Source organism: Lignipirellula cremea (assembly GCF_056501455.1).
The window spans coordinates 1,043,636-1,065,138 of record NZ_CM151415.1 but is presented as its reverse complement, the minus strand read 5'-3'; the positions used below and the strand labels follow the sequence as shown (position 1 = coordinate 1,065,138).

Below are 21,503 nucleotides of genomic sequence, written 5' to 3'. Positions count from 1 at the left end.
GGCGCTCTGGATCAGGGAATTCCCGGCGAACGGGCCGTCACAGATGCGCGATAAGCGTTCTAGGGCGCCGTCGTTCGCTTCGACAGCGCTGCCGCGGAAAGGACCGCGAAACGGACGGGAGAAGGCGGCGCCGATCAGGCTCTTCCGTCCAGCGTCCCCAGTACGTCCAGAACGTCCTTCAGGCGGACCGGCTTGACCAGGTGGAACTCGAATCCTGCCGCGCGGGAGCGCTCCCGATCTTCCGGCTGGCCGTAGCCCGTCACCGCGATCAGGGGGATGCGTCGGGTCGACGCCTGCTCCCGCAGCCGCCGCGCGACTTCGAATCCGTCAAGCCCCGGCAAGGCGATGTCGAGCAGGATAACGTCGGGTCGAAACGCCGACACCGCCTCCAGCGCCCGGAAGCCGCAGAGCGCCGTTTCGACCTCATGGCCTTCCGATCGCAGCGTCATCGAGAGCATCCTCGCCGCATCAGGATTGTCGTCGACCACCAGGATGCGTCGCGAGGGTCGCGCATCGCTCTGCGAGCCGTCGACCGACTCGGCGGCGGCCATGCCCGTCGACGCCGGAATGCGCACGATGAATTCGCTTCCCCGACCGATGCCGCCCGTCTGCGCTTCGACCGTTCCGTCGTGCAGTTCGACCAGCGTCTTGACGATCGTCAGGCCGATGCCGAGTCCTCCTTGCGATCGGTCGATGCTTCGATCCGCCTGCGTGAAGAGATCGAAAATCCCGGGCAGCAACTCGGGCGCGATGCCGACGCCGTTATCTCGCACGCGCACGATCGCGCATCGGTCGGTCCGTTCCACGACCACGTCCAGCCGACCGCCCGAGGGCGTGTACTTGCAGGCGTTCAGCACCAGATTCTCGAACACCTGTTCCAGCCGCGACGGATCGGCGGAGACGAACAGCGGACCGTCCGGGAACTGCGCCGCCAGCACGTGCCGGTGCTCTTCCACCGCCATACGGGCCGCCGAGAGCGCGCTCCTGACGATCTCGCACAGTTCGATCCGCTGCCGCTGAAGCTGCACCTTTCCGCGCGTGATGCGACTGACGTCCATCAGGTCGTCGATCAACCGGGCGAGCTTCTTGACCTGCCGATCGGCGATCGCGATCGCCTCCTTGTCATCCGCGTCGAGTCCTTCGCTGAACTGCAACAGCGCGATGGCGGACGCGATCGGGGAGAGCGGGTTCCGCAATTCGTGCGCGAGCATCGCCAGGAACTCGTTCTTCCGGCGGTCGGCATCTTCGAGCGCTTCGGCCCGCTCGCGAAGCTCCTCCTCCATCCGCTTGCGCTCCGTGCTGTCCGCGAAGACCTTCACGAAGCCGCGCAGCGCGCCGTCGCGGTCGCGCAGCGCGCTGGTCGCGCCGGTGGCCCAGAAATGGGTTCCGTCTTTGCGCACGTGCCAGCGATCGTCGAACGCCCGCCCCTGCTCCGCCGCCGTGCGAAGTTCGCGTTCGGCTTCTCCGCCCGCCTTCGCATCTTCGACGGGCCAGAGCGCCGAGAAGGGGAGGCCGATCGCTTCGTCGGTCGAGTAGCCCAGCAGTCGCTCCGCGGAGACGCTCCAGTCGGTCACGCGACCGCTGACGTCCATCAGGAAGATCGCGTACTCCTGAAGACCCGACATCAGAAGTTCGAACTTCCGGTCGCTTTCGGGAACGTTTTCACGCGCGGGTTTTTGATCGGTCAACTCGCGTGCGACGCCGACCATTCCGGTGACGTCGCTGCGCTCGTCGCGCAGCGGAGTCAGCGTGAAGGAGCCCCAGAATCGGCTGCCGTCCTTGCGGACGCGCCATCCGTCCTGCTGCAGGCCTTCGCCGCGTGCTGCGGCATGACCCAGCGCCTGCAATTTGCCGTCGCGGTCCTCGGGCGCGTCGAGCAAGGAGATCGATCGACCGACGATCTCCCGAGCGGCGTACCCGGTCATGTGTTCCGCGGCGACGTTCCAGGATCTCACCATGCCGGAGGCGTCGACCACGAAGATTGCGCAGTCGGCAATCTCGGTCGTCCGCTCAGGCTGTATTTCCAGCTGGTCCATAGCGTAGCCCTCCTAACACGCGACTTCGGTCGCGTCTTGGTTTCGAGCGACTGACACCAGATGCAAAGAGCGTACCGATTTCGAAAGCCCGTTATTTCCGGGCTTGCCGGCCAGTTGGTCGCGCGGAAGCCCGACCGGCCTCGCAGCGTTTCGAGAGCCGATACGCCTCTGCGATCTCGCGGCGACGCCCCTTCCCGAGTACCGTGAGGCTCCTACCGTTACGACTTCTTTCCGCTGCTCTCCCTCTCACTTGTCGAGCGACGATTGCGCAGCGTCCGACCGACGAGCAGCACGATCTGGCGTGCTCGACCGAGAGACGTACTCGCAGCCGCGATTCTCTTCGCGTGCGGGTCCGCCGCCGGCTGCTTGAACTCCCGACCGCCCGAGCCGGAGGCGGTCGCTCCGACGCGCGTGATGGTTCTGGTAGCCGCGAGCGCCAGGGAGGCGGTCGAAGAGATCGCCGTCGAATTCGAGCGTGAATCTGGCGCTCAGGTCGACGTCGGCGTCGGCGCGTCGAACGCGCTGGCCCAGCAGATCCTCGCGGGCGCTCCGGCGGCGATGTTTCTTTCCGCCAGCGAGGAGTGGGCCGATGCGATCGAGGACGAAAACCTCGTCAGCCGGCGCGTCGATCTGCTGTCGAACCGGCTCGTGCTGATCGTGCCGCGAGGAAACCCGGCGGAAGTAAAGAGGCCGGCTGATCTGCTCCGCGACGAAGTCCAACATCTCGCGCTCGCGGAGGCGAACGTCCCTGCCGGGCGTTACGCCGAGCAGGCGCTGAGTAAGCTCGAACTGTTCGGAAAGCTGTCTGCTTCGGATAAGTTCGTCCGCGGGCACGACGTCCGGGCGACGCTGGCTTTCGTCGAGCGGGGCGAAGCCGATGCCGGCATCGTCTATGCGTCCGACGCACTCGGCGCCGAACAGGTCGAGGTCGTCTTCGAATTCGACTCGACCTTGCACGATCCGATCCTCTACCCGCTCGTGCTGCTCGACGCGGGCGAATCGAACGCCGCAGCGGTCCGGTTGTTCGCTCGACTTCAGACGCCGGAGTCGCAGGAAGTTTTCCGTCGTCGCGGATTCCGACCCGTTTCGTCCGCGTCGGCTGCGAGGTAACGCGTGTCGGCGGATTCGTGGAACGCCATCGGCCTGAGCCTGCTCGTCGCGACGGTTGCGATGATCGCGAGTCTGCCGTTCGGCGTCGCGCTCGGCTGGCTGCTCGCCCGGCGGGAGTTTTGGGGCAAGAGCCTCCTGGAGACGGTCGTCAACCTGCCCCTGGTTCTGCCCCCGGTCGTGACGGGCTGGCTGCTGCTCGTCGCCTTCGGTCGCCGGGGCGTCATGGGCGGCGCCCTGGAAGAATGGCTCGGAGTGCGCCTGATTTTCGACTGGAAGGGGGCGGCGCTCGCCGCGGCGGTGGTTTCGTTCCCGCTGATGGTCCGCGCGATCCGCCTCGCCTTCGACGGCGTCGATCGGGGAATCGAACAGGCGGCTAGAACGCTCGGCGCGTCGCCCCTGGACGCTTTCTTCACGATCTCGCTCCCCTGCGCGCGGCGGGGCATCGTCGCGGGCTGCGTCCTCGCCTTCGCGCGCAGCCTCGGCGAGTTCGGCGCCACGATCATGATCGCGGGCAACATCCCGGGCCGGACGCAGACGATCCCGCTGAAGATCTACAGCGAACTCGAATCGCCGGGCGGCATGGAGCGTTCGCTGCCGCTGATCCTGTTCTCGATCCTGATCGCGGCCGCGGCGCTGGCGATCGGAAACTGGCTCGAACGCCGCGGCGGAGGGGGGACGCGATGAACGGTCTCCCCTCGCTCGACTTCGACTGCCGGCATCGGTATGCCGACGGGTTCGAGCTTGACGCGAAGTTCGTAACCGACGCTCCGGTGACCGCGCTCTTCGGCCCGTCAGGCAGCGGAAAGACGACGATCCTGTCGCTGATCGCCGGGCTGCTGCGACCGGAGTCGGGCACGATCCGATTCGGCGAGCGAGCGTTCGTGGATACCGCGCGCAAGGAGTTTCTCGCGCCGGAGCGTCGCCGCGTCGGCGTGCTGTTTCAGGAGCGTCGGCTTTTTCCGCACCTGACGGTGAGGGCGAACATCGCGTACGGCGCTCGCCGAAGGCAGGGCAAGATGCCGTTAGACGCAACGGTCGAATCTCTGGAAATCCGCGACCTGCTCGACCGCTATCCGCGGTCCCTCAGCGGCGGTCAGCAGCAGCGCGTGGCGCTCGCCAGGGCGATCGCGTCAGGCCCGGAGATTCTACTGCTGGACGAACCTCTGACCGGGGTCGAGGCTCCTCTTCGCGACCGGATCGCGGAGTATCTGCAGCAAGTCATCGCGCAACTCGCCGTGCCGACGCTGCTCGTCACGCACCACCGCGAACTGGTCGATCGACTGGCGACGCGAACCGTCACGATCGAGGCGGGACGCGTCGTCGAGAATTCGTAGGGGCCGGTCGCCGCGCCTCTGATTGTGTCGAATCAAACGTCGCAGCGCGACGACAGGAAACTTGAATGAACGCTTGGGTTCGGCGGCAAGCGGCGTTCCTACGCCAATTGAACGGCGGGAAGATCGCGCGATGGCAGGGAATCGAGATGGCCTTGTATACGATCGAAGCGACTGGCGCGCCGGTCTGGCAGGACGCAACGGTCCCGTTTCTGCAACTTGACCGGCTCGACCTAATCTTCGCGGACGGGTATGCGACTTCCGTTGTCACCTATCAGAACGATACTCGCTGGGGACTCTACCGGAATGATGAGCTTCCGCCTTTGAGCTGGTCAGATGACCCACCAGGAAGTATTTTCCGGACGCGTTCGATAGAAGAACTGCCCAAAGGCGAGATTCGGAGCGTCACGATCATCGAGAGTGAGGGTGACATCGCGGAGGTTAGACTGAATGTTCAAGGCAAGGATGTTCGACTATTGGCAGGCGAAGTCTACGAGCAGAACGACGGCACGCTGCGAGTTTCAAGCATGGACGAGAGCGTGCTGGTGCAGGTCAACGGACGACTTCCTCAAGCCGCACTTGAAACTCCAACGGACGACTAGGCGTACTCTGCACTACCTCACAGCCATCGTCGGGACGGTCGGAGATCGAGGAAAATCTGCGGTAACGCGGAAGAGACTTGTGCGCTCAACGAAACCTGTTCCAGGGGAGAGCTCGAAGCCGACGGCGGTCCGCGGCAGGCTCTTCCCCTATCCCAACGGAGAACAAGGTGTTGCGCATCTATTCCATGTCGGCGGCTTCGCTCGCCCGCTCGCTCGTCGCCGGTTCGCTCGTCGCTGCGTCGTCTTTCGCAGCCGAACCGCCGAAGTCTTCAGAGACCGCGATCGCTTCTGAGAACGGAGCTCGTTCGCCCGACGCTGCTGCCGCGAACCAGTATCCAGGGTTCGAGGGGTACGCCCGGAAGATCACGACCGACTCGCCCGAAGCCCAGCGCTGGTTCGACCAGGGCATCCAGCTTTTGTACGGCTACAACCACGACGAGGCGATCCGCTCGTTCGAGAAGGCAGCCGAGATCGACCCCTCCTGCGCCATGGCATGGTGGGGAAGCGCCTACGCACGCGGTCTGCACATCAACAAGCCGGAAATGGCGGAGGAGCAGAGCCAGCAGGCCTTCGCCGCGGCGCAAAAGGCGGTCGCCGCTCTCGATGACGAAACGCCGGCCGAGCGGTCGCTGGCGAAAGCAGTCGCCGCTCGTTATGCGCTGCCCGTGCCGGAGGATCGGAAGCCTCTGGATCTGGCTTACGCCGACGCGATGGAAGCCGCCTGGCATGCCCATCCGGAGGACGCCGACATCGGCGCGCTCTATGCCGAATCGCTGATGAACCTTCAGCCCTGGGACCTGTGGACTTCCGCCGGCGCTCCGAAGGGGAGGACGCTCGAGATCGTCGCCGTGCTCGAACGGACGATGGCGCGGCATCCGCAGCACCCGGGCGCCAACCACTTCTATATTCACGCGGTCGAAGCTTCGCCGTGGCCCGAGCGTGCGACGCCCGCGGCGGATCGTCTGGTCGCGCTCGTTCCGGGGTCGGGGCATCTCGTTCACATGCCGTCGCACGTCTTCATCCGAACGGGACGCTACGCCGACGCGGCGGACGCGAACGAGCGAGCGATCGCCGCGGACGAGGCCTACTTCGCGAAGGCGCCGGCGCCCGACTTTTACAGCATCTACTTTCTGCACAACGTCCACTTCCTGGCGTACGCCGCGATGATGGAGGGGCGTTACGAAACGGCGCTCGCCGCGGCGGAGAAGATCGAGCGCTCCGTGCCGCCAGACTTCCTGAAGAAGTACGTCACCGTCGCCGACGGATTCATGCCGACCAAGACCTTCGTGCTGGTCCGGTTCGGCAAGTGGAACGAAATCCTCGAACTGCCCGAGCCGCCCGAGTGGCGACTGCTCAGCCGGGCGGAATATCGCTTCGCACGTTCGGTCGCGAACTCTGCGCTCGGTCGCACGAAGGAGGCTCGGAAGGAGATCGACCTCCTGGACGAACTGACGCCGAAGCTGACCGACGAATGGAAGATGGGCAACAACCTGGCGCGGGATGTCGTCGCGATCGCACGCACGATGGCCGAAGGCGAACTGGCGTTCCGCGAAGATCGGACGGACGAAGCCTTCGACCTGCTGCGAGAAGCCGTTCGCATGGAGGAGAACCTCGCCTACGACGAGCCGCCCGGCTGGATGCAGCCCGTGCGGCATGCCTTGGGTGCGTTGCTGCTCGCCGACGGTCGTGCCTCCGAAGCGGAAGCCGTCTACCGCGCGGACCTGGTGCGGCATCCCGACAACGCCTGGGCCATCCTCGGCCTGAAGCAGTCGCTCGAAGCGCAGCAGCGGACGACCGATGCGGAGGCGCTGGAGGAAAGCTTCGTGAAAGCCTGGTCGCGGGCCGACGTGAAGCCCGTCGCGAGTTGCTACTGCCACCCCGCTGCCCGGGGCCAAGGAACCTGCTGCGCGGAGAAGACGTCGCCCTGACGTTCGTAGATACTGTCCGTCGATCGACATCTGTCAGGCTGATCGAAGAGATTCGGGTGCCACTGGCTCTGCCAGTGCCGAAGCTTTGTCGATCGCCAAACATGAGCGATCCGACCTCCGGAAAAGCACTGGCAAAGCCAGTGGCACCCGGAGGAGAAGACGACATTGTGGGTTGACGGACCAGTTTGTGTTCTGAAAGGGGAAGCGGGCCGCGGCTCGACTTCCCCTTTTTTGTTGCCTGACCCGCAGATTCCCGCGACACTCGTTCGCCGCCGCGGGGTTCGCCTTTCGGGCGCATTCTGCGCCCCCGGCGCCGAACCGGCGCGTGCAAGCAGGCAGCAGGAGGAGGGGGCGATGAATCGTCGGTGGATGGGAATTTCGGGCCTTGCGTGTTCGCTCGCGATGTCGGGCGGAGTCTTCGCTCAGGATTGGCCGCAATGGCGGGGACCGAACCGCGACGCCCGCGTGAGCGGGTTCGAGGCTCCGGCGGCGTGGCCCGAGACGCTCAAGAAGGAATGGAGCGTGACCGTCGGCGACGGCGTCGCTTCCCCGACGCTGGTCGGCGATCGGCTGTACGTCAACTACCGCGACGAAGGGAAGGAGAGCGCCCGCTGCCTGGACGCTGCGACCGGAAATGAAATCTGGCGCTTCGACATCGAAACCGAGACTCGCCGCGGCGCGGACGGCGGATTTCCCGGCCCCCGCGCGACGCCTGCGATCGCGGACGGGAAGGTCGTGATTCTGGGCGTGTACGGGACGCTGCGGTGCCTCGACGCCGAGACCGGCAAGCTCCTGTGGGAGAACGCCGAATTCGAGGACGACATCCCCCGCTTCGCCACGTCCAGCTCGCCGATCGTGGTCAACGGGCTCTGCGTCGCGCAGCTCGGCGGCGAAGAGGACGGCGCGCTCGTAGCTTTCGATCTGACTACGGGCGCCGAACGCTGGCGTCTGGCAGGCGAGGCGCCGGCCTACGCGTCTCCCTCGCTCGTCACGCTGGACGGCAAGCAGGCGATCGTCACGCCGACCGACCGCAGTCTGATCGCCGTCGACGCGACTTCAGGAAAGCTGCTCTGGAAGATCGACTACCTGCAGGGGCGCTATAACGCCGCCTCGCCCATCATCGAAGGGGACGAGCTGGTCTATGCCGGTCCGACCCGCGGATTGACCGCGGTCTCGCTGGCGTCGAAGGACGAAACGATCGACGCGACGGAACTCTGGAAGAGCCCCGAAGCGACCGTGCAGTTCAACACCCCGGTCAAGCGCGAGAACCTGATCTTCGGACTGTCGAACGCGGGGCAAGTCTTCTGCGTCGACGCCGCCACGGGCGAAATGAAATGGACGGCGCCCCTCTCGGAAGAGACGCCGGCAGCAGAAGGCGAGCGCCCGTCCGGAGACCGGCCGCGGGAGGGCGGTCCGCGGCCTGAAGGCGCCGGCGAGCGAACGGAGCAGCCGGGTCAGCGTCCCGAGGGGCCTCGTCCGGAGGGTCCGCGTCCTGACGGGCAGCCGGGAGGCCGACCGGGCTTCGGCGATCGCGGTCCCGGAGGACCGGGCGGCCCCGGAGGTCGCTTCGGAGGAGGCGGTCGTCGCGGAGGCGGAGGGGGTCGCGGCGGCTACGGCACGATCGTCGACGCCGGATCGGCGCTGTTCGCGATGGCGCCGAACGGCAAGCTGATCGCCTTCGAGCCGACCGCGGAAGCGTACAAGCCGCTCGCGACGTATCAGGTCGCCCAGGAAGGGACCTACGCGTACCCGATCGTGGCCGGCAAGCGGATCTACGTCAAAGACCAGAACGACCTGACGCTCTGGACGCTGCCTTAGTCATCGACATCGCAGTCCGTTCTGAATCCGAAGAACCTCGACAGTGAGGCGTCGCGAATCGCGGCGGCTCCCTGTTTCGTTTAGAGGCGTCAGGGATTTTCTGAAAGAAGCCGGTAACGAATCCCGGCGACTTCCGCTTCGAGAGACAGAGACAGGAATGAGACCTTCGAGGACGAAGGCCGCCTGCCGAGCCCTGCCTGATCGAAAGCGAAAGATTCCATGCTCGCCAACGTCAAGACCCTGACTTTCTCGCTCGTCGCCATCTTCGCCCTCGTCGCCTCGGCGAACGCCTTCGCCGGTAACGGCCACGGCAACAACCACGGGCATAACCACGGCGGATTTCACCACGGGAACGGCCAGCATCATCACGGCCATGGCGGATTCCACCCGCACCAGCAGCACAACAACTTCCACCATCCGTCGCAGTTTCAGCAGTTCCACAACGGCCACCTGAATCACTTCCACAACGGTCACTTTCACAACGGCCACTTCAACCAGAACCATTTCAACAACGGTCACTTCAACCACTTCCCCAGCGGCCATCACGGGCAGTTCAACCACGGTCAACACGGCCACAACGGCAACTTCCATGGCCACAACGGGGGCGGCATCACGTTACAGTTCGGAAAGTGACGACCCGGCTCGAAGACTTCGACGGCACGATCGGACGGACTGACGAACTCGAATCTGAGCCAGCCGCGGCCGACTTCTGACGTCGAAACGAAGCGAGGGAGCGATTCCACATCGGAAACGCTCCCTCGCGGCATTTGTCGAAGCGATCGGACGACGTCGCCTATTCCCCGCCCCACGCCGCTTCGGCGAAGGCTTCCAGACCGGAGTAGTCATCCCGCCAGGTCGTATACATGGCGCCGTCGATCCCTGCGAGGCCCTCGCCCTGCTTGAGCCAGCCCGCGATCGCCTTGGCGTCCGAATCGTAGTACCCGGAAAGTACCTGCCGGTGACCGCGGTCGGCGAAGAAGGGGAGGCTCTTGCCGGCGCCGCCGTGGTTCCAGTTCACCAGCGATATCCCTTCGGGCAGGCCCTCCCACGATCCCGACAGGTCGCCGTTCACGAGGTAGAAGTCCTTCCTCGCGTTGTGGTGCGGGTCGAACATGTCCGACCAGACGCAGAGTTCCGCGTCAGGCGAGACCTTCCGCACGACGTCGACGCACCGCCGCATGTTCTCCGCCAGCAACGCGCCGGCGTCGCGACCTTCCTTGCGACAGGAGCCGCACCAGTTCGCGACGCGGATTTCGTCATGCGATAGGAACAGCGTCTTCGCGCCGTAAAGCTTCTGCACCCGCGCGACCTGGTCGGCCAGGATTTCGAAGACCTTCGGATGGGCGAGGCAACATCCGACCTGGCCGTCGTAGATCAGCGCCGTGTGCGAGAAGCTGACGCGCAGCCGCTCGCCGTCGCGGATGCGGGAATCTTTCGTCAGGGTCAGCGTCGGGGGCTCGCTCCAGACCTCGAAGCTGCCGGCGTAGGGAACGGACCCCATCTTCGGATCGATCAGCCGCTCGAAATCGCGACCCTCTTCGTAGGGAGCGCCGGTCTCCGCCGCCACGATCAATTCGCAACCGTCGCGGCGGAGCAGATTCACGAACGCCGTCTCTTCGAGAACGAGGTCGTCCATCCAGAGCTTGCCGCCGCGACCGCCCCACGTGCCGCAGTAGAGGCGGATCTCTTCGTTGCCCAGGCTGTTGAAGACCACGTCGTGCCGCGTCCAGTCCTGCGTCGGCTGCACGCCCAGGTTGGAGAACGAGAGCTCGCGACCGTCGGCTGTTCCGATCGCGAACAGTCGCACGACGTTCGCCGCGTCGAAGCCTTCGGTCTTGATCCAGACCGAGGCATGGAACTGCCGCCAGGGGGCGACCTTGACGCCGCGCGAGACGCGGAAGTTGCCCCCGTGGCTCTTGCCCGCCGGCGTCTCCCACCTCAGCGAGCTTTCGCCCGCATGCTTCACCTCGGTATCGACGAAGCTCACTTCGCCCGGCCCGTCCTGAAAGGCCCATCCCGAAACGACATGGCTTTCGTGCGTTTCGAACCCGCCGCCGGGCAGGGGATTCCTGACCAAGCTCTTCAGTTCCGCTTTTCCGTCGCGAACGACGAAGGGCGCCTCGCGGACGGGGATCCCTTCCGCCAGGTTCGGATCATGCGCCAGGATGCCGTCGCTGTATCCGAACGGGGCGACGGTCGGAATGATCTCGATCTCGAGTTCGCCCGCCGTCTGCTTGAACTGACGAACGTGGTCGAAGTACCAGTCGGGCACCCGGTCGAGGACGTTGTGCTTGAAGTCCGCCAACACGACGCCGTTGTAGCCCGCCGCTTTCGCCCGCCGGAGCAGATCCTGCGCGGGTGCGACGTTCTCCTTCACCTGCAGATTCGTCTGCAGATAGACCCAGCGTCGGGCGAGCTTCTCCGCAGCGGCAAGATCGCTAGCTGCGGAGAGAATCAGCGTCGCAAGCGCCAGACCCGCGAAAGAGCGAAGGCAGCGTAGTCGATAGGCGCAACGGCTCATGGCGAGAACTCGCAGACAGGAAGAGAAGGGGGGAGCCCCTTCATCCTAGCCGACCGCTCTCCGCGCCGTAGATCGTCAGAACGACACGTTCGCGCGCACGCCCGTCACGAGCGACGGATCGACGGTCGAGGTCGCCGGCATGATGACCTGGAAGTCGGGCGTGACCTGCATCCAGGGGGCGACCTGAACGTTATAGAACAGCTCCACCGCCTGGGCGTCGCCCACGGGGCCGATCGCCGTCGCCAGGGCAGGCGACAGTTCCGAACTGGTCCCGGCATAGAACCATCCGGCGCCGAACGTATCGGCCTCTCGACGATGGATCGGGCTGTTGCCGCCGATGCCGCCGCTGACGAACCATGCGACCGGGTTCGCCTGCTCGTCGGCCAGGCCCGCCCTGCCGAACACGCCCCAGCCGCGGGACTGCTGCTCGTCGTACGTGACCAGGTACTGGTCGAAGTTGCCGTAGAGCGACCACGAGCCTGACTGCTGATTGATCGGAGTCCCCGGCAGCACGATGCGCGGGTCCTGATCAAGCGCGACGTAATCCCGGCTGCTCCACGTTCCGCCCAGAAGCTGATGTCCGGGCAGATCGAACAGGTGCGTCGGATTACGGCCCTCGACGACGAGGACGGCGCCCTCGTCGAAGAGCTTGCCGAAGCCGGTCGAACGGGCCGTGTCGACGGCGTTCAGAATTCCCACGTTCCCGATCTGCTCTCCCTCATGCAGGAAGATCGCCCCGGCTCCGAGCGTCGAGTAGGGGACGGTCCGCAGCATGAGCGGGTTCACGACGAAGCCGATGTTCGAGAACTGCGTCTTGCCGCGACCGCTGGCGAAGGCGTTCTGATCGCCGTCGAACGTGTCGAGCTTTCCGCCGTAGAAGGCGACGTTTTCCGACAGCGCCTGGGTCAGGAGCACGTTCGTCAGATAGACGTTCTCGCTCGCCGGCGTCGGCAGATCGGCCAGCACGTTGGATGGCAGCAGGGCGCCCGTCGCTCCCGCGAGCGACTCGCCCCAGCGATGCTCGGCGCGAAGCTTGACGAAGAAGCCCTGGGCGCCGAAGAGCTTCTCGCCGTCGAGCAGCGCGACGTAATCGCCGTGCCCGGCATAGCGATACTCGCGATCGCGACCTCCCGAGGAGACGCCGTAATAGAACTGCGTCAGGTCGGCCTGCACCGTCACGCCCGAATCGGCGAGCGCGGGCCGGACGCCGCACCACTCGCCGCCGAGCGTCGACCGTTCCCAGATCCCGTCGCCGGGCGGAGCGAGAGCCGAGCGGCAATAGCCGAAGCAATCGCGGCGGCCGCAGAACTCGCAGGCCGAGAGGCTGTCCCGAACGGCGCTCCCCACAGGGGGCGGAGCGGAAGGAACAGCGACCGCCGCGGAATCTGCCGCGAAGACCGGATTCGCCTCGGCGTTCGCTTGAACGAACGCGCCGCCGATCTCGACGCCTCGCGCGACGAGAGCCGCTCCGCACAGAACCGGCAGCGCTGCGACGAGCAATCGAATGCGAAGCGAGCGCGCCATGACGTTTCCGGGATCCGCGAAGTCTTCCCGCTTTCATCGGCTCGACCCGGTCCTCCGACCGATGCAAGCCGTACGGCGCGTCGTATCTTCCCACTTGGGCCCGCGACCTTGACGGTCAGGCAACTTTCGACGGACGAACGCGATCGAGAAACTCGCTCGCGCCGGCGCCGGTCGTGAGGGTCGCATTCACGGAATCGCCTCCGATCACGCAACGGGGTTCCGCCGGCCGATGGAGGCAGGAGTCGACGCTCGCTTTGCGCCTGTCGTCCCTTCTGCCTTTCGAACTGACGATCGCGATGGCTGTGCAGACCGGCCGACTGCTCTCGCTGCTCCCCGCTGTCGGCGACCGAGCGTCCGCCTGGGCATCGTCCCGGACGCAGGTATCCGGAACGCAGGCGGCTGCGATCGCGACGCTTTCGCTTCTGTTCGTCGTGCAGTGTGCGTTGCCGTTACGGCCCAGCGGCATCTTCCGCGATTTGATTCACGCAGAGGCGATCGTCGCGGAGGGTCGCCTGCCCGCCGCCGATCCGATACTCCCGTATGCAGACGAAGCCCGCTTCGTCATGTTGAACGCAGGCGGCGCGCTGGTCGAGCGAGCGGTCTGGAACCTCTTCGGAGTCTCCGGACTGCTGATTCTTTCGGCTGCTCTCGCGACGGCCGCGAGCGGACTCTGGTGCGGCTGGGCCGTCCGGCGCAGCGGCGACTTCTCGGCAGCCTGCCCGACGCTGCTCTGGACGATCGCCGTCGGCTGGGGCTTTTACGACGCGGCCGGAACCGCCCGCTTCGGCTTCGTCCTGATGCCGGCGCTCTTCCTGCTGATCGCGGGAGCGAATCTCTGGAACCGGGTCGACGCTCCCTTTCTCCCATCGCCCCGGTCGCGCGTCCGAGCTCGCGTCTGTCTCGCGGCGCTGCCGGTCCTGTTCGCTCTCTGGGCGAACCTCGACGCCAGTTGGGTGCTCGGTCTGGGCGCGCTCTGGCTCGTGACGCTGGGGCGGACGATCGAGATCGTGCAGGATCGCCGCGCCGGTCGCCTGGGCGGCGAAGCGAGCGTCTGCGTCGGGCTCTCGACCGCGCTGGCGTCGACGCTCGCCACGCTGGCCAATCCATACGGCTGGAAGCTGTGGGGCCTGCTGACGCTGCCGCTCGCGAACGATCCGTTCGTCGCGGCGCTGGGTCCTTTCGTTCCGGTAGCAGCGTGGAGCCTCGCCGGCCTGCTCGCGGCGGTCATCCTGGCCGCGGCCGCGCGGGGACTCGCGAAAGGAGCGTTCCGCTGCCGCTGGGTCGAAACGCTGCTCCTCGCCGGCGGTCTGTCGTTCGCGTTCGCCTCGACAGAGGGCCGCCTCTGGACGCTGCCCCTGCTGGGGGCGCTGGTTCTTCCGCCGGTCTGGCGAGAGTTTCGCGATCGACTCGATCGCTACCGCATCGCTCGCACAAAGCAGCACGAAGAAGGTCATCGCTCGCCTCTCGACGAAGAGGATGCGGCCCGTCACCCATTCGCGCAGTGGATACCGACCGGCGTCGCCTGCCTGTCGATCGCCGGCGCGTTTCTGATGACTCCTGTGAGCGATACGCTGCGGGGACGCGAGAGCGAGACGCTCGAATCGGTCGTCATCGACGCTCCGCTCGCGGATCTCCCCGCAGAAGCCTTCGACGCCGGCGTCGTCTTCGCGTCCCCCTGGTGGAGCGAGGCCTTCGCCTTCCAGAGCCTGGTCGAGGACGCGAAGCGCCCGACATCTCCCCGGCAGATTCCGCGACTGCTCACGGACGCTCGACAGGCGACGCTCCCCCCCTCCGTGCGAGACGACGTCGCTCGCGTTCTCGCCGGCGACGACGGCTGGGATGCGATTCTGGACCGCTACGAAACGAAGACCCTGCTGCTCGACGCGCGGCGGCAGGCGGAACTGGTCGAGCTCGTTCGTTCCGAACCGCGGTGGCGCGAGGTCGCCGCCGACGACGCGCTCGTCATCTTTCGACGGGAGGACCGCAGGCGATGAAGCGTCTCAGCAATACGCTCGCTCCGGTCGCCGTCGCGTCGATGGCGATCGCGCTCGTCGCAGCCGCGTCGCTCGGCTATTCCGACGTTCGTTCGCAGGCAGGGCCGCTCCGCTGGCTCGAACAGCCGCGGCGACTGACGACCACGACAAACTTGCCCGAGGCGTTGAACGACGAGCAGCTTGCGAGCGTCCTGGTCAAGCTCCGCCCCCGCTTCCGGCGCGGCGAGATCAAGATCAATAACGTCGACCACGCGCTCCGCTGCTGGGGACTGCCTGCGGAGTTCCAGGATCGGCAGTCGCTGTCGGGGGAAGCGATGCGGCAGTTGCTGATCGATCATCGGGCCTTCGTCGACGTCTACGGCGCCGCGACGCCGCCGCTGATGCGCAGTTCCGGGACCGGGCTGCTGGTCCGCGTGCAGAAGGGCCCGTCCACTTCGAGCCACGTCGACCACACGCTGGCGACGCTCGCGGAAGTGGGAACGCCGGCGAACTTTCGCGTCTCGACGGCGGAGGGTCAGGCGACGGTCCGCGATCTGCTCGACGGCGCGTTCACGAACTTCGCCTTCGCTCAGCCGGAGTACGAATGGTCCGCGCTGGCGTACCTTCTGTTCGCGGAAGACCCGTCGCGACCTTTCGCGGCGGCGGACGGACAGATCGTCTCGCTCGATCATCTGGCCGAACGCCTGATGCGGCAGACGCTCGATCAGGGTTGCTGCTACGGCAACCATCGCCTCTACGCGCTCGCCGTTCTGGAACGCCTCGATCGCGAAGCGGAAGCGAGCGGTCGCGGCTGGCTGAAGCCCGCTTCGCGCACGCGGCTGCGCGAGCATCTGGCGCAGGCGACGGCGACGCTGATCGTCACGCAGACTGCCGGCGGGTACTGGCAGGTCAACGGCCTCGCGCCGCATCGCATTCCTGATGAAGAGATGTCGCCGCGCGCGGGCCGCATCCTGATGACCGGCCATGTGCTGGAGTTCTGGGCGATGGCGTCCCCGGAATATCACCCGCCCCGGGAGACCGTCGTGAGGGCGTCGCAGTGGCTCGTCCGCCAGATCGACGCGATGTCGGAGAAGGACGTGCGGGAGGAAACCACGTATCTCTCGCACGCTTGCCGGGCGCTCTGTCTCTGGCGGGGCGAGGAGCCGTACGAAAGCTGGAACCGGCTCGATCCGCTCGCGCACGAGAGCGATCCCGTGCCAGCCTTCGACCTGGAAGCGCGGGCTCAGCACGCGATCAGCCGCGTCTTACCCGCATCCTGATAGCAGGCGCCGCTGGCGTAGACCGTCAGGTTCGACAGCGGGCGGTACGCGGCTGCATGATGGCAGTGGCCGCAGTACGTCTCGACCCGCCGATCAGGATACAGGAGAGCGACCTCGGTCAGCGCCTCGCCCATCGAGCCGCAGACGAAGTGGGGCGCCCAGCAATCGTCCGCGATGTAGCCCTTGTATCGGCAAGCCTGTCGAAACGGCGGAACGTGCGTCGCGACCAGAACGGTCCGGGTCGAAGCGACCGCCGCGTCCAGCTTGGGACGAAGACGCTCCGCCGAGCCCGTTCCCAACCGGAACAGTCGCTCCGCAAGCAACGAGCTCGCGATGCCGGACAGTTCCGGGATTCGCTCGTAGTCCCGCATCGTCACGTCGGAGGTCAGGAAGCTTCCGACGCGACCGTCGGACCAGCCGTCGTCGCCGACGAGCGCCGTCCCGTCGTTGAGCGTGACCGGACCTTCCGCGGTGAGATAGTTCAGTCTGCGACTGCGCCGGGCGAGCGTCGCGACCTGCTGCCGGATCGCGTCGATCGACCCGTCGTAGAAGTCGTGGTTTCCCAGCACGAAGTAAAAAGGCTTCGTCAGGCGGTCGTCGATCCGGCTAAGCGTCGGCAGCAGCAGGGCCCCCTCCGCGATGTCGCCCGTGCAGACGACGGCCTCCGCGGCGCTCCGATTCCAGGCGTCGACGATGCGGTCGACGGCGTCGGGCGCCTCCGCGTTCTCGAAATGCAGATCGGAAACCCAGGCGAGCAGCATGACCACGTGACCGCAGGGAAATCGGACAGAAGCAGGGTAGACTCACGATACAATCCAGGCGGTTGCAACCGTAGGGCGATCGACTTCGAAGGGAACAGATGAACGTTCCGAATATCCCCCTCTGGCTGGCGTATGTTTTGGCTCCCGTATTCGTCCTGCTATGCGCTATGCCCGTTATGGTCCGGTCGGAATCGCCAGCCATCCTGGCGGCGGTTTCGGTCGGTTGCGGACTGCTCTGCGCAGCGACGCTTCACGGATACGTTGCCCTCAAGCGACGTTTGATGCCAGGAAATCGTCTAAATCAAGACGAGGAGCGAGGTCTATGAGCGTAACGGTTCGCTGCACGTCGCTCTGCCTGGCGCTGGCCGCGTTCGCAGGCTCGTTTTCGCTGGCCGATGAACCGGTCGGAGCGAGTCGAATACCGCCGAACGTCGTGATCTTTCTCGCTGACGACATGCGGCCCGACACCATTGGGGCGCTCGGCAATCCCGACGTGAAGACGCCGCACCTCGATGCGCTCGCGCAGCGCGGTCTGGTCTTTCGCCGCGCGTACTGCATGGGAGGAAACAGCGGCGCCGTCTGCCGACCGAGCCGGAACATGCTCCTCAGCGGCGACGCTTTCTTTCGCTTCGGCGCCTCGCCCGATGCGTCGCCCAAGCCGCCGAACGTTCCCTGGTCGTTCGGCAGGGCGGGGTACGTGACGTACTCGCACAGCAAGAACGCCAACGGCGCCAAGGGCATTCAGGCCCAGTTCGACTTCGACCGGTATCTGAAGAACGACGAGGTCGCCCGGACCGACGGCGAACCGACGAAGGAGACCGTCGACGACGCGATCGCCTTCCTCGACCAGCGAGCTCAGGCCGCGGACGGCAAGCCCTTCCTGATGTTCCTTGCGCCGGCGAATCCGCATGACCCGCGAGTGGCAGACGAGCGGTGGTACGAAGGGTACGACGCGGAGAAGCTGACGCTGCCCGCGAATTACCTGCCGCAGCATCCGTTCGACAATGGGGAGATGAGCGTGCGCGACGAACGCCTGCTCCCCTGGCCCCGCACGGAATCCGACGTGCGGCAGACGCTGCTCAATTACTACGCCGTCGTCACGGCGATGGACCATCAGATCGGACGTCTTCAGGAATCCCTCGAAGAACATGGCTTCGCCGACGACACGATCTTCGTCTTCACCGCCGATCAGGGAATCGCCGTCGGCAGTCACGGCCTGCTCGGGAAGCAGAACCTGTACGAGCACTCGATGGGCGTGCCGTTCCTCGTCGCCGGACCCGGCGTGAAACAGGGCGAGTCGAATGCGCTCGTCTACCTGATCGATCTCTACCCGACGCTCTGCGAACTGGCCGGCTTGCCCGCGCCGAAGGGCATCGACGGCCGATCGTTCGTCGACGTCGTCGCGGCGCCGGAACTCCCGGCGCGAAAGGAACTGGTCCTCGGGTATCGCCAGGTGCAGCGGGCGCTCGTCACCGACCGCTGGAAGTTGATCCGTTACCCGAACGTCGACGTGACGCAGCTCTTCGATCTGGAGAACGACCCGCAGGAACTGCACGATCTGGCGCAGTCGCCCGAACATCGGAAGACGGCCGAAGAACTGCTCGCCCGGCTGAAACAGTCGCAGGGCGAACTGGGCAACGAATTGCCGCTGCGCGTCGCCTCGCCCAAACCGAGTGCGTGGGCGCCCCCGAGAGGTTGAGCGGCGTTTCGTTCGCTCTCTTGGCGAGCGGGGGATGTGAATCCCCCGAGGCCGAATCGTGACTGCGCCTGCAAACTCGGGAGATTTACACCCCCCGCTCGCCGGGCGACGCTCCTGCGATGCATGCCCCTCTCGCATCGCCGAAGCAGCCGGATGGCGATACAATCCGGGGATTCCGCCTGACGCACGATCCCAGGCGACCAGCGAGCGAACGGAGTCCAGGCGATGACGGGCAGACGACGAAGCGGGCGGTTCTATTAGCGACGAAGTTCGGCGCGGACGAGTCTCGCTCTCCGCCCAGACGACCGTTACGCGATCTCGCCCCTTACCGATCTGCCTGAAAGAACCGCCCGATGCGGGAGATGCTCGAACAGAAGCTTTCTCGATTCGAGGAGCTCGAACACCTGGTCTCCGACCCCTCCGCGCTTCCGCCGACAATTTCGATCGCCGACGCGATGCGGGAGCACGGCTCGCTGGCGAAGCTGGCGACGAAGTATCGCCGGTACAAGCAGATCAACCGGGAGATGGCCGAGCTGAAGGAGCTGCTCGAATCCGAGGACTCCGACGCCCGGGAAATGGCGCAGGAAGAACAGGGCGACCTGCGCGTCGAACGCGAGAAGATCTGGGACGACATTCTCGGCCTGACGATCGGCGGCGAAGATGCCATGCGGACGCGCATCGTCATGGAAATCCGCGCCGGCGCGGGGGGCGACGAGGCAGCGCTCTTCGCGGGCGACCTGTACGAAATGTACAAACGCTTCGCCGAGACGAAGCGCTGGAAGATCGAACTGCTCGAAGCCAGCCCGACCGAACTGGGGGGCTTCAAGAGCATCACCCTCGGCATCGAAGGGGAGGGCGTCTTTCGCGAGCTGCAATACGAATCGGGCGGCCATCGCGTGCAGCGCGTTCCCGCGACCGAGGCCAAGGGTCGCATCCACACGTCGGCGGCGACCGTCGCGGTGCTGCCCGAACCCGAAGACGTCGAAGTCGATCTCAAACCGGGCGACTACCGCAAGGATCTCTACACAGCCAGCGGCCCGGGCGGTCAGCACGTCAATAAGACCGAGTCCGCCGTCCGCCTGACGCACCTCGAAACGAACATCGTCGTCGCGATCCAGGATGAGAAGAGCCAACACAAGAACTTCGCCAAGGCGCTTCGCATTCTCAAGTCGCGGGTCTACGAACACTTCCGGATGATCGAGGACCAGAAGCGCTCGGCGGAGCGCAAGACGCTCGTCGGATCGGGCGACCGGAGTCAGCGGATCAGGACGTACAACTTTCCCGAGAACCGGGTGACGCATCACTCGATCGGCTACAAGATGAACCTCGATCAGGTCATGGCCGGCAATCTTCAGCCGATCATCGACGCTCTGATCGACGCCAGCCGGGCCGAGCTGCGAGGATCGTTCGAAGACGTCGAAGCGAAGTAAACGCGCCTTCGCGTCTCGGACGTCATTCGTTCGCGTCGGAGCCGCCCCTTCAAGGAGGAGAACGCTTGTCGCAGACTGACGGCGACGTTTGGACGGTCGGTCGACTCCTGCAGTGGACGACCGACTTTCTGAAGCAGAAGAATGCCGACTCGCCCCGCCTGGATGCGGAGGTGCTGCTCGCGCATGCACTGGCGCGGCCGCGGATCATGCTCTACGCCTCCTTCGGCGAAGCGGTGCCTGAGGAAGCCCGGGGCAAGTTCCGCGACCTGGTCAAGCGTCGCGGAAGCGGCACGCCGGTGGCTTACCTGCTGGGGGAGAAGGAGTTTTTCTCGCTCCCCTTCGAGGTGACGAGCGCCACGCTGATTCCCCGACCGGAGACCGAAGCGATCGTCGTCCTGGCGGCCGAAGCCATCGCCGCGATGCGAAAGAGCGGCCAGATCGCCGACGGAGCGACCGTCCGCGTCGCCGACGTCGGCACGGGAAGCGGTTGCCTGGCCGTCACGATCGCGAAGCAGGTTCCGGAGGCGACCGTCACGGCGATCGACATCTCGCCCGACGCGCTCGCGGTGGCGAAGCGCAACGGCGAACGCCACGGCGTCACCGATCGCGTGACGTTCGTCGAAGGCGATCTTCTGGCCCCGACGCAGGGAGAGCCGGCGTTCGACGTGATCGTCAGCAATCCGCCCTACGTTTCGGAAGCGGAGTACAAGACGCTGGGCCGAGAGGTTCGCGAGCAGGAACCGAGGACCGCGCTCGTCGGCGGACCGACCGGCGTGGAAACGATCGCCCGGCTGGTTCCGCAGGCGTACGAACGCCTCGCGCCGGGGGGCCGCGTGATGATCGAACTGAGCCCCATGATCGCGGAAGCGGCGCACAAATTGTTCGACGACGCGCAGTGGGTCGACGTGGCGATCAAGAAGGATCTCGCCGGCCACGCGAGGATCGTCGTGGCGAGGAAGCGGGCGTAGTCGGCTGCGATAGCCGCCCGCGGCTTAACGATTCGACTGAGGCGACACCATGAGTCAGGCGAACGAAGGTCGCGAGAAGGCCGAAGAACTTCTGGGCGTGATTCGAGACTGCGCGGACGACGTTTATCGTGAGCATGGCGACGACGCGTATGAAACGTTCTGCGAAACCATCCGCGACCGACTCGAACTAGCGTTCGCTGACGGAGATGCGAGCGACGAGGAAGCGGAGTCGATCTGGATTCCCCTCGACGATGCGGAGCGGTTGGAGTGGCGTCGCTCAACGCCCAGCAAGTTGCACTTGACGGTGCATTACCGCAACGAGGATCCCGTGCAGTTCATCGTCGCCATATCGAAAGCGACGCGAATTGATCGGGCTTTCGACGCCGGGCAAAGCGAGGTGGCAGTATGCTGCTCCGCGATCCGTTCGATAGATTGACGGCTCCGTGAGTCGCCGACGATGAGCAAGTCGCGGCGCGGTCGCTAGACGTCTCGACGACATCGGATCGAACCTGCCGCAACTCC

General features: G+C 65.7%; 17 protein-coding genes. 13 read left to right on the top strand and 4 right to left on the bottom strand.

The window, feature by feature from the left end:
• Nucleotides 1-134: 134 nt before the first annotated feature.
• Nucleotides 135-2,036, bottom strand: a complete 1,902-nt coding sequence (locus tag SH602x_RS04150; protein ID WP_479475608.1) for a PAS domain-containing hybrid sensor histidine kinase/response regulator — start codon at nucleotides 2,034-2,036, stop codon at nucleotides 135-137.
• Between the two features lie 366 nt (nucleotides 2,037-2,402).
• Here SH602x_RS04150 and modA point away from each other — a divergent pair, with 366 nt between their 5' ends.
• From modA to SH602x_RS04115, 7 genes are all read left to right on the top strand, one after another.
• Nucleotides 2,403-3,146, top strand: a complete 744-nt coding sequence (gene modA / locus SH602x_RS04145; protein ID WP_479475607.1) for a molybdate ABC transporter substrate-binding protein — start codon at nucleotides 2,403-2,405, stop codon at nucleotides 3,144-3,146.
• A gap of 3 nt (nucleotides 3,147-3,149) precedes the next feature.
• Nucleotides 3,150-3,830 (top strand): molybdate ABC transporter permease subunit, encoded by a 681-nt coding sequence (gene modB / locus SH602x_RS04140; protein WP_479475606.1) that lies wholly within the window; start codon nucleotides 3,150-3,152, stop codon nucleotides 3,828-3,830.
• The gene (locus tag SH602x_RS04135) at nucleotides 3,827-4,480 is read left to right on the top strand and encodes an ATP-binding cassette domain-containing protein (protein WP_479475605.1); all 654 of its coding nucleotides are present in this window, start codon (nucleotides 3,827-3,829) and stop codon (nucleotides 4,478-4,480) included. Before modB ends, SH602x_RS04135 begins: the two co-directional genes overlap by 4 nt.
• 65 nt (nucleotides 4,481-4,545) lie before the next feature.
• Nucleotides 4,546-5,079 carry a hypothetical protein gene (locus SH602x_RS04130; RefSeq protein WP_479475604.1) on the top strand — a complete coding sequence of 178 codons (534 nt, stop codon included), beginning with the start codon at nucleotides 4,546-4,548 and terminating at the stop codon, nucleotides 5,077-5,079.
• A gap of 167 nt (nucleotides 5,080-5,246) precedes the next feature.
• Nucleotides 5,247-7,007 carry a hypothetical protein gene (locus tag SH602x_RS04125; RefSeq protein WP_479475603.1) on the top strand — a complete coding sequence of 587 codons (1,761 nt, stop codon included), beginning with the start codon at nucleotides 5,247-5,249 and terminating at the stop codon, nucleotides 7,005-7,007.
• A 354-nt stretch (nucleotides 7,008-7,361) separates the two neighbouring features.
• Nucleotides 7,362-8,825, top strand: a complete 1,464-nt coding sequence (locus SH602x_RS04120; protein ID WP_479475602.1) for a PQQ-binding-like beta-propeller repeat protein — start codon at nucleotides 7,362-7,364, stop codon at nucleotides 8,823-8,825.
• 219 nt (nucleotides 8,826-9,044) lie between these two features.
• Nucleotides 9,045-9,458, top strand: a complete 414-nt coding sequence (locus SH602x_RS04115) for a hypothetical protein (RefSeq protein WP_479475601.1) — start codon at nucleotides 9,045-9,047, stop codon at nucleotides 9,456-9,458.
• Between the two features lie 160 nt (nucleotides 9,459-9,618).
• Here SH602x_RS04115 and SH602x_RS04110 read toward each other — a convergent pair whose 3' ends face one another.
• Both SH602x_RS04110 and SH602x_RS04105 read right to left on the bottom strand, forming a co-directional pair.
• Entirely contained in the window at nucleotides 9,619-11,346 is a 1,728-nt protein-coding gene (locus SH602x_RS04110) for a hypothetical protein (RefSeq protein WP_479475600.1), read from the bottom strand.
• 75 nt (nucleotides 11,347-11,421) lie between these two features.
• Nucleotides 11,422-12,870, bottom strand: a complete 1,449-nt coding sequence (locus tag SH602x_RS04105) for a carbohydrate porin (protein ID WP_479475599.1) — start codon at nucleotides 12,868-12,870, stop codon at nucleotides 11,422-11,424.
• A gap of 296 nt (nucleotides 12,871-13,166) precedes the next feature.
• On the opposite strand from SH602x_RS04105, the gene SH602x_RS04100 reads away from it, so the two are divergent.
• A complete protein-coding gene (locus SH602x_RS04100) occupies nucleotides 13,167-14,864 on the top strand; it encodes a hypothetical protein (protein ID WP_479475598.1) in 1,698 nt (565 codons plus the stop codon).
• Complete coding sequence (locus SH602x_RS04095; RefSeq protein WP_479475597.1) at nucleotides 14,861-16,123, top strand: hypothetical protein; 1,263 nt, start codon at nucleotides 14,861-14,863, stop codon at nucleotides 16,121-16,123. The genes SH602x_RS04100 and SH602x_RS04095 overlap by 4 nt, the downstream gene beginning before the upstream one ends.
• Here the strand turns inward: SH602x_RS04095 and SH602x_RS04090 are convergent.
• A complete protein-coding gene (locus SH602x_RS04090; RefSeq protein ID WP_479472355.1) occupies nucleotides 16,087-16,884 on the bottom strand; it encodes a metallophosphoesterase family protein in 798 nt (265 codons plus the stop codon). The genes SH602x_RS04095 and SH602x_RS04090 overlap by 37 nt on opposite strands.
• Nucleotides 16,885-17,206: 322 nt before the next feature.
• Between SH602x_RS04090 and SH602x_RS04085 the strand changes: the two genes are divergently transcribed.
• From SH602x_RS04085 to SH602x_RS04070, 4 genes are all read left to right on the top strand, one after another.
• Nucleotides 17,207-18,583, top strand: a complete 1,377-nt coding sequence (locus SH602x_RS04085; protein ID WP_479475596.1) for a sulfatase family protein — start codon at nucleotides 17,207-17,209, stop codon at nucleotides 18,581-18,583.
• Nucleotides 18,584-18,936: 353 nt separating this feature from the next.
• Complete coding sequence (gene prfA, locus SH602x_RS04080) at nucleotides 18,937-20,013, top strand: peptide chain release factor 1 (protein ID WP_479475595.1); 1,077 nt, start codon at nucleotides 18,937-18,939, stop codon at nucleotides 20,011-20,013.
• 65 nt (nucleotides 20,014-20,078) lie between these two features.
• Nucleotides 20,079-20,981: a peptide chain release factor N(5)-glutamine methyltransferase gene (prmC, locus tag SH602x_RS04075; RefSeq protein ID WP_479475594.1), complete on the top strand. Its 903-nt coding sequence runs from the start codon at nucleotides 20,079-20,081 to the stop codon at nucleotides 20,979-20,981.
• Nucleotides 20,982-21,030: 49 nt separating this feature from the next.
• Complete coding sequence (locus tag SH602x_RS04070) at nucleotides 21,031-21,417, top strand: NUDIX hydrolase (protein WP_479475593.1); 387 nt, start codon at nucleotides 21,031-21,033, stop codon at nucleotides 21,415-21,417.
• Nucleotides 21,418-21,503 lie beyond the last annotated feature (86 nt).

Bases quoted from the DNA above. Each gene is read 5' to 3' on its own strand.
- SH602x_RS04100 (WP_479475598.1), top strand. From the start codon at position 13,167: ATGGCTGTGCAGACCGGCCGACTGCTCTCGCTGCTCCCCGCTGTCGGC.
- SH602x_RS04150 (WP_479475608.1), bottom strand. From the start codon at position 2,036: ATGGACCAGCTGGAAATACAGCCTGAGCGGACGACCGAGATTGCCGAC.
- SH602x_RS04115 (WP_479475601.1), top strand. From the start codon at position 9,045: ATGCTCGCCAACGTCAAGACCCTGACTTTCTCGCTCGTCGCCATCTTC.
- SH602x_RS04070 (WP_479475593.1), top strand. From the start codon at position 21,031: ATGAGTCAGGCGAACGAAGGTCGCGAGAAGGCCGAAGAACTTCTGGGC.
- SH602x_RS04095 (WP_479475597.1), top strand. From the start codon at position 14,861: ATGAAGCGTCTCAGCAATACGCTCGCTCCGGTCGCCGTCGCGTCGATG.
- SH602x_RS04085 (WP_479475596.1), top strand. From the start codon at position 17,207: ATGAGCGTAACGGTTCGCTGCACGTCGCTCTGCCTGGCGCTGGCCGCG.
- SH602x_RS04090 (WP_479472355.1), bottom strand. From the start codon at position 16,884: ATGCTGCTCGCCTGGGTTTCCGATCTGCATTTCGAGAACGCGGAGGCG.
- prfA (WP_479475595.1), top strand. From the start codon at position 18,937: ATGCGGGAGATGCTCGAACAGAAGCTTTCTCGATTCGAGGAGCTCGAA.
- SH602x_RS04120 (WP_479475602.1), top strand. From the start codon at position 7,362: ATGAATCGTCGGTGGATGGGAATTTCGGGCCTTGCGTGTTCGCTCGCG.
- SH602x_RS04105 (WP_479475599.1), bottom strand. From the start codon at position 12,870: ATGGCGCGCTCGCTTCGCATTCGATTGCTCGTCGCAGCGCTGCCGGTT.
- SH602x_RS04135 (WP_479475605.1), top strand. From the start codon at position 3,827: ATGAACGGTCTCCCCTCGCTCGACTTCGACTGCCGGCATCGGTATGCC.
- SH602x_RS04110 (WP_479475600.1), bottom strand. From the start codon at position 11,346: ATGAGCCGTTGCGCCTATCGACTACGCTGCCTTCGCTCTTTCGCGGGT.
- SH602x_RS04130 (WP_479475604.1), top strand. From the start codon at position 4,546: ATGAACGCTTGGGTTCGGCGGCAAGCGGCGTTCCTACGCCAATTGAAC.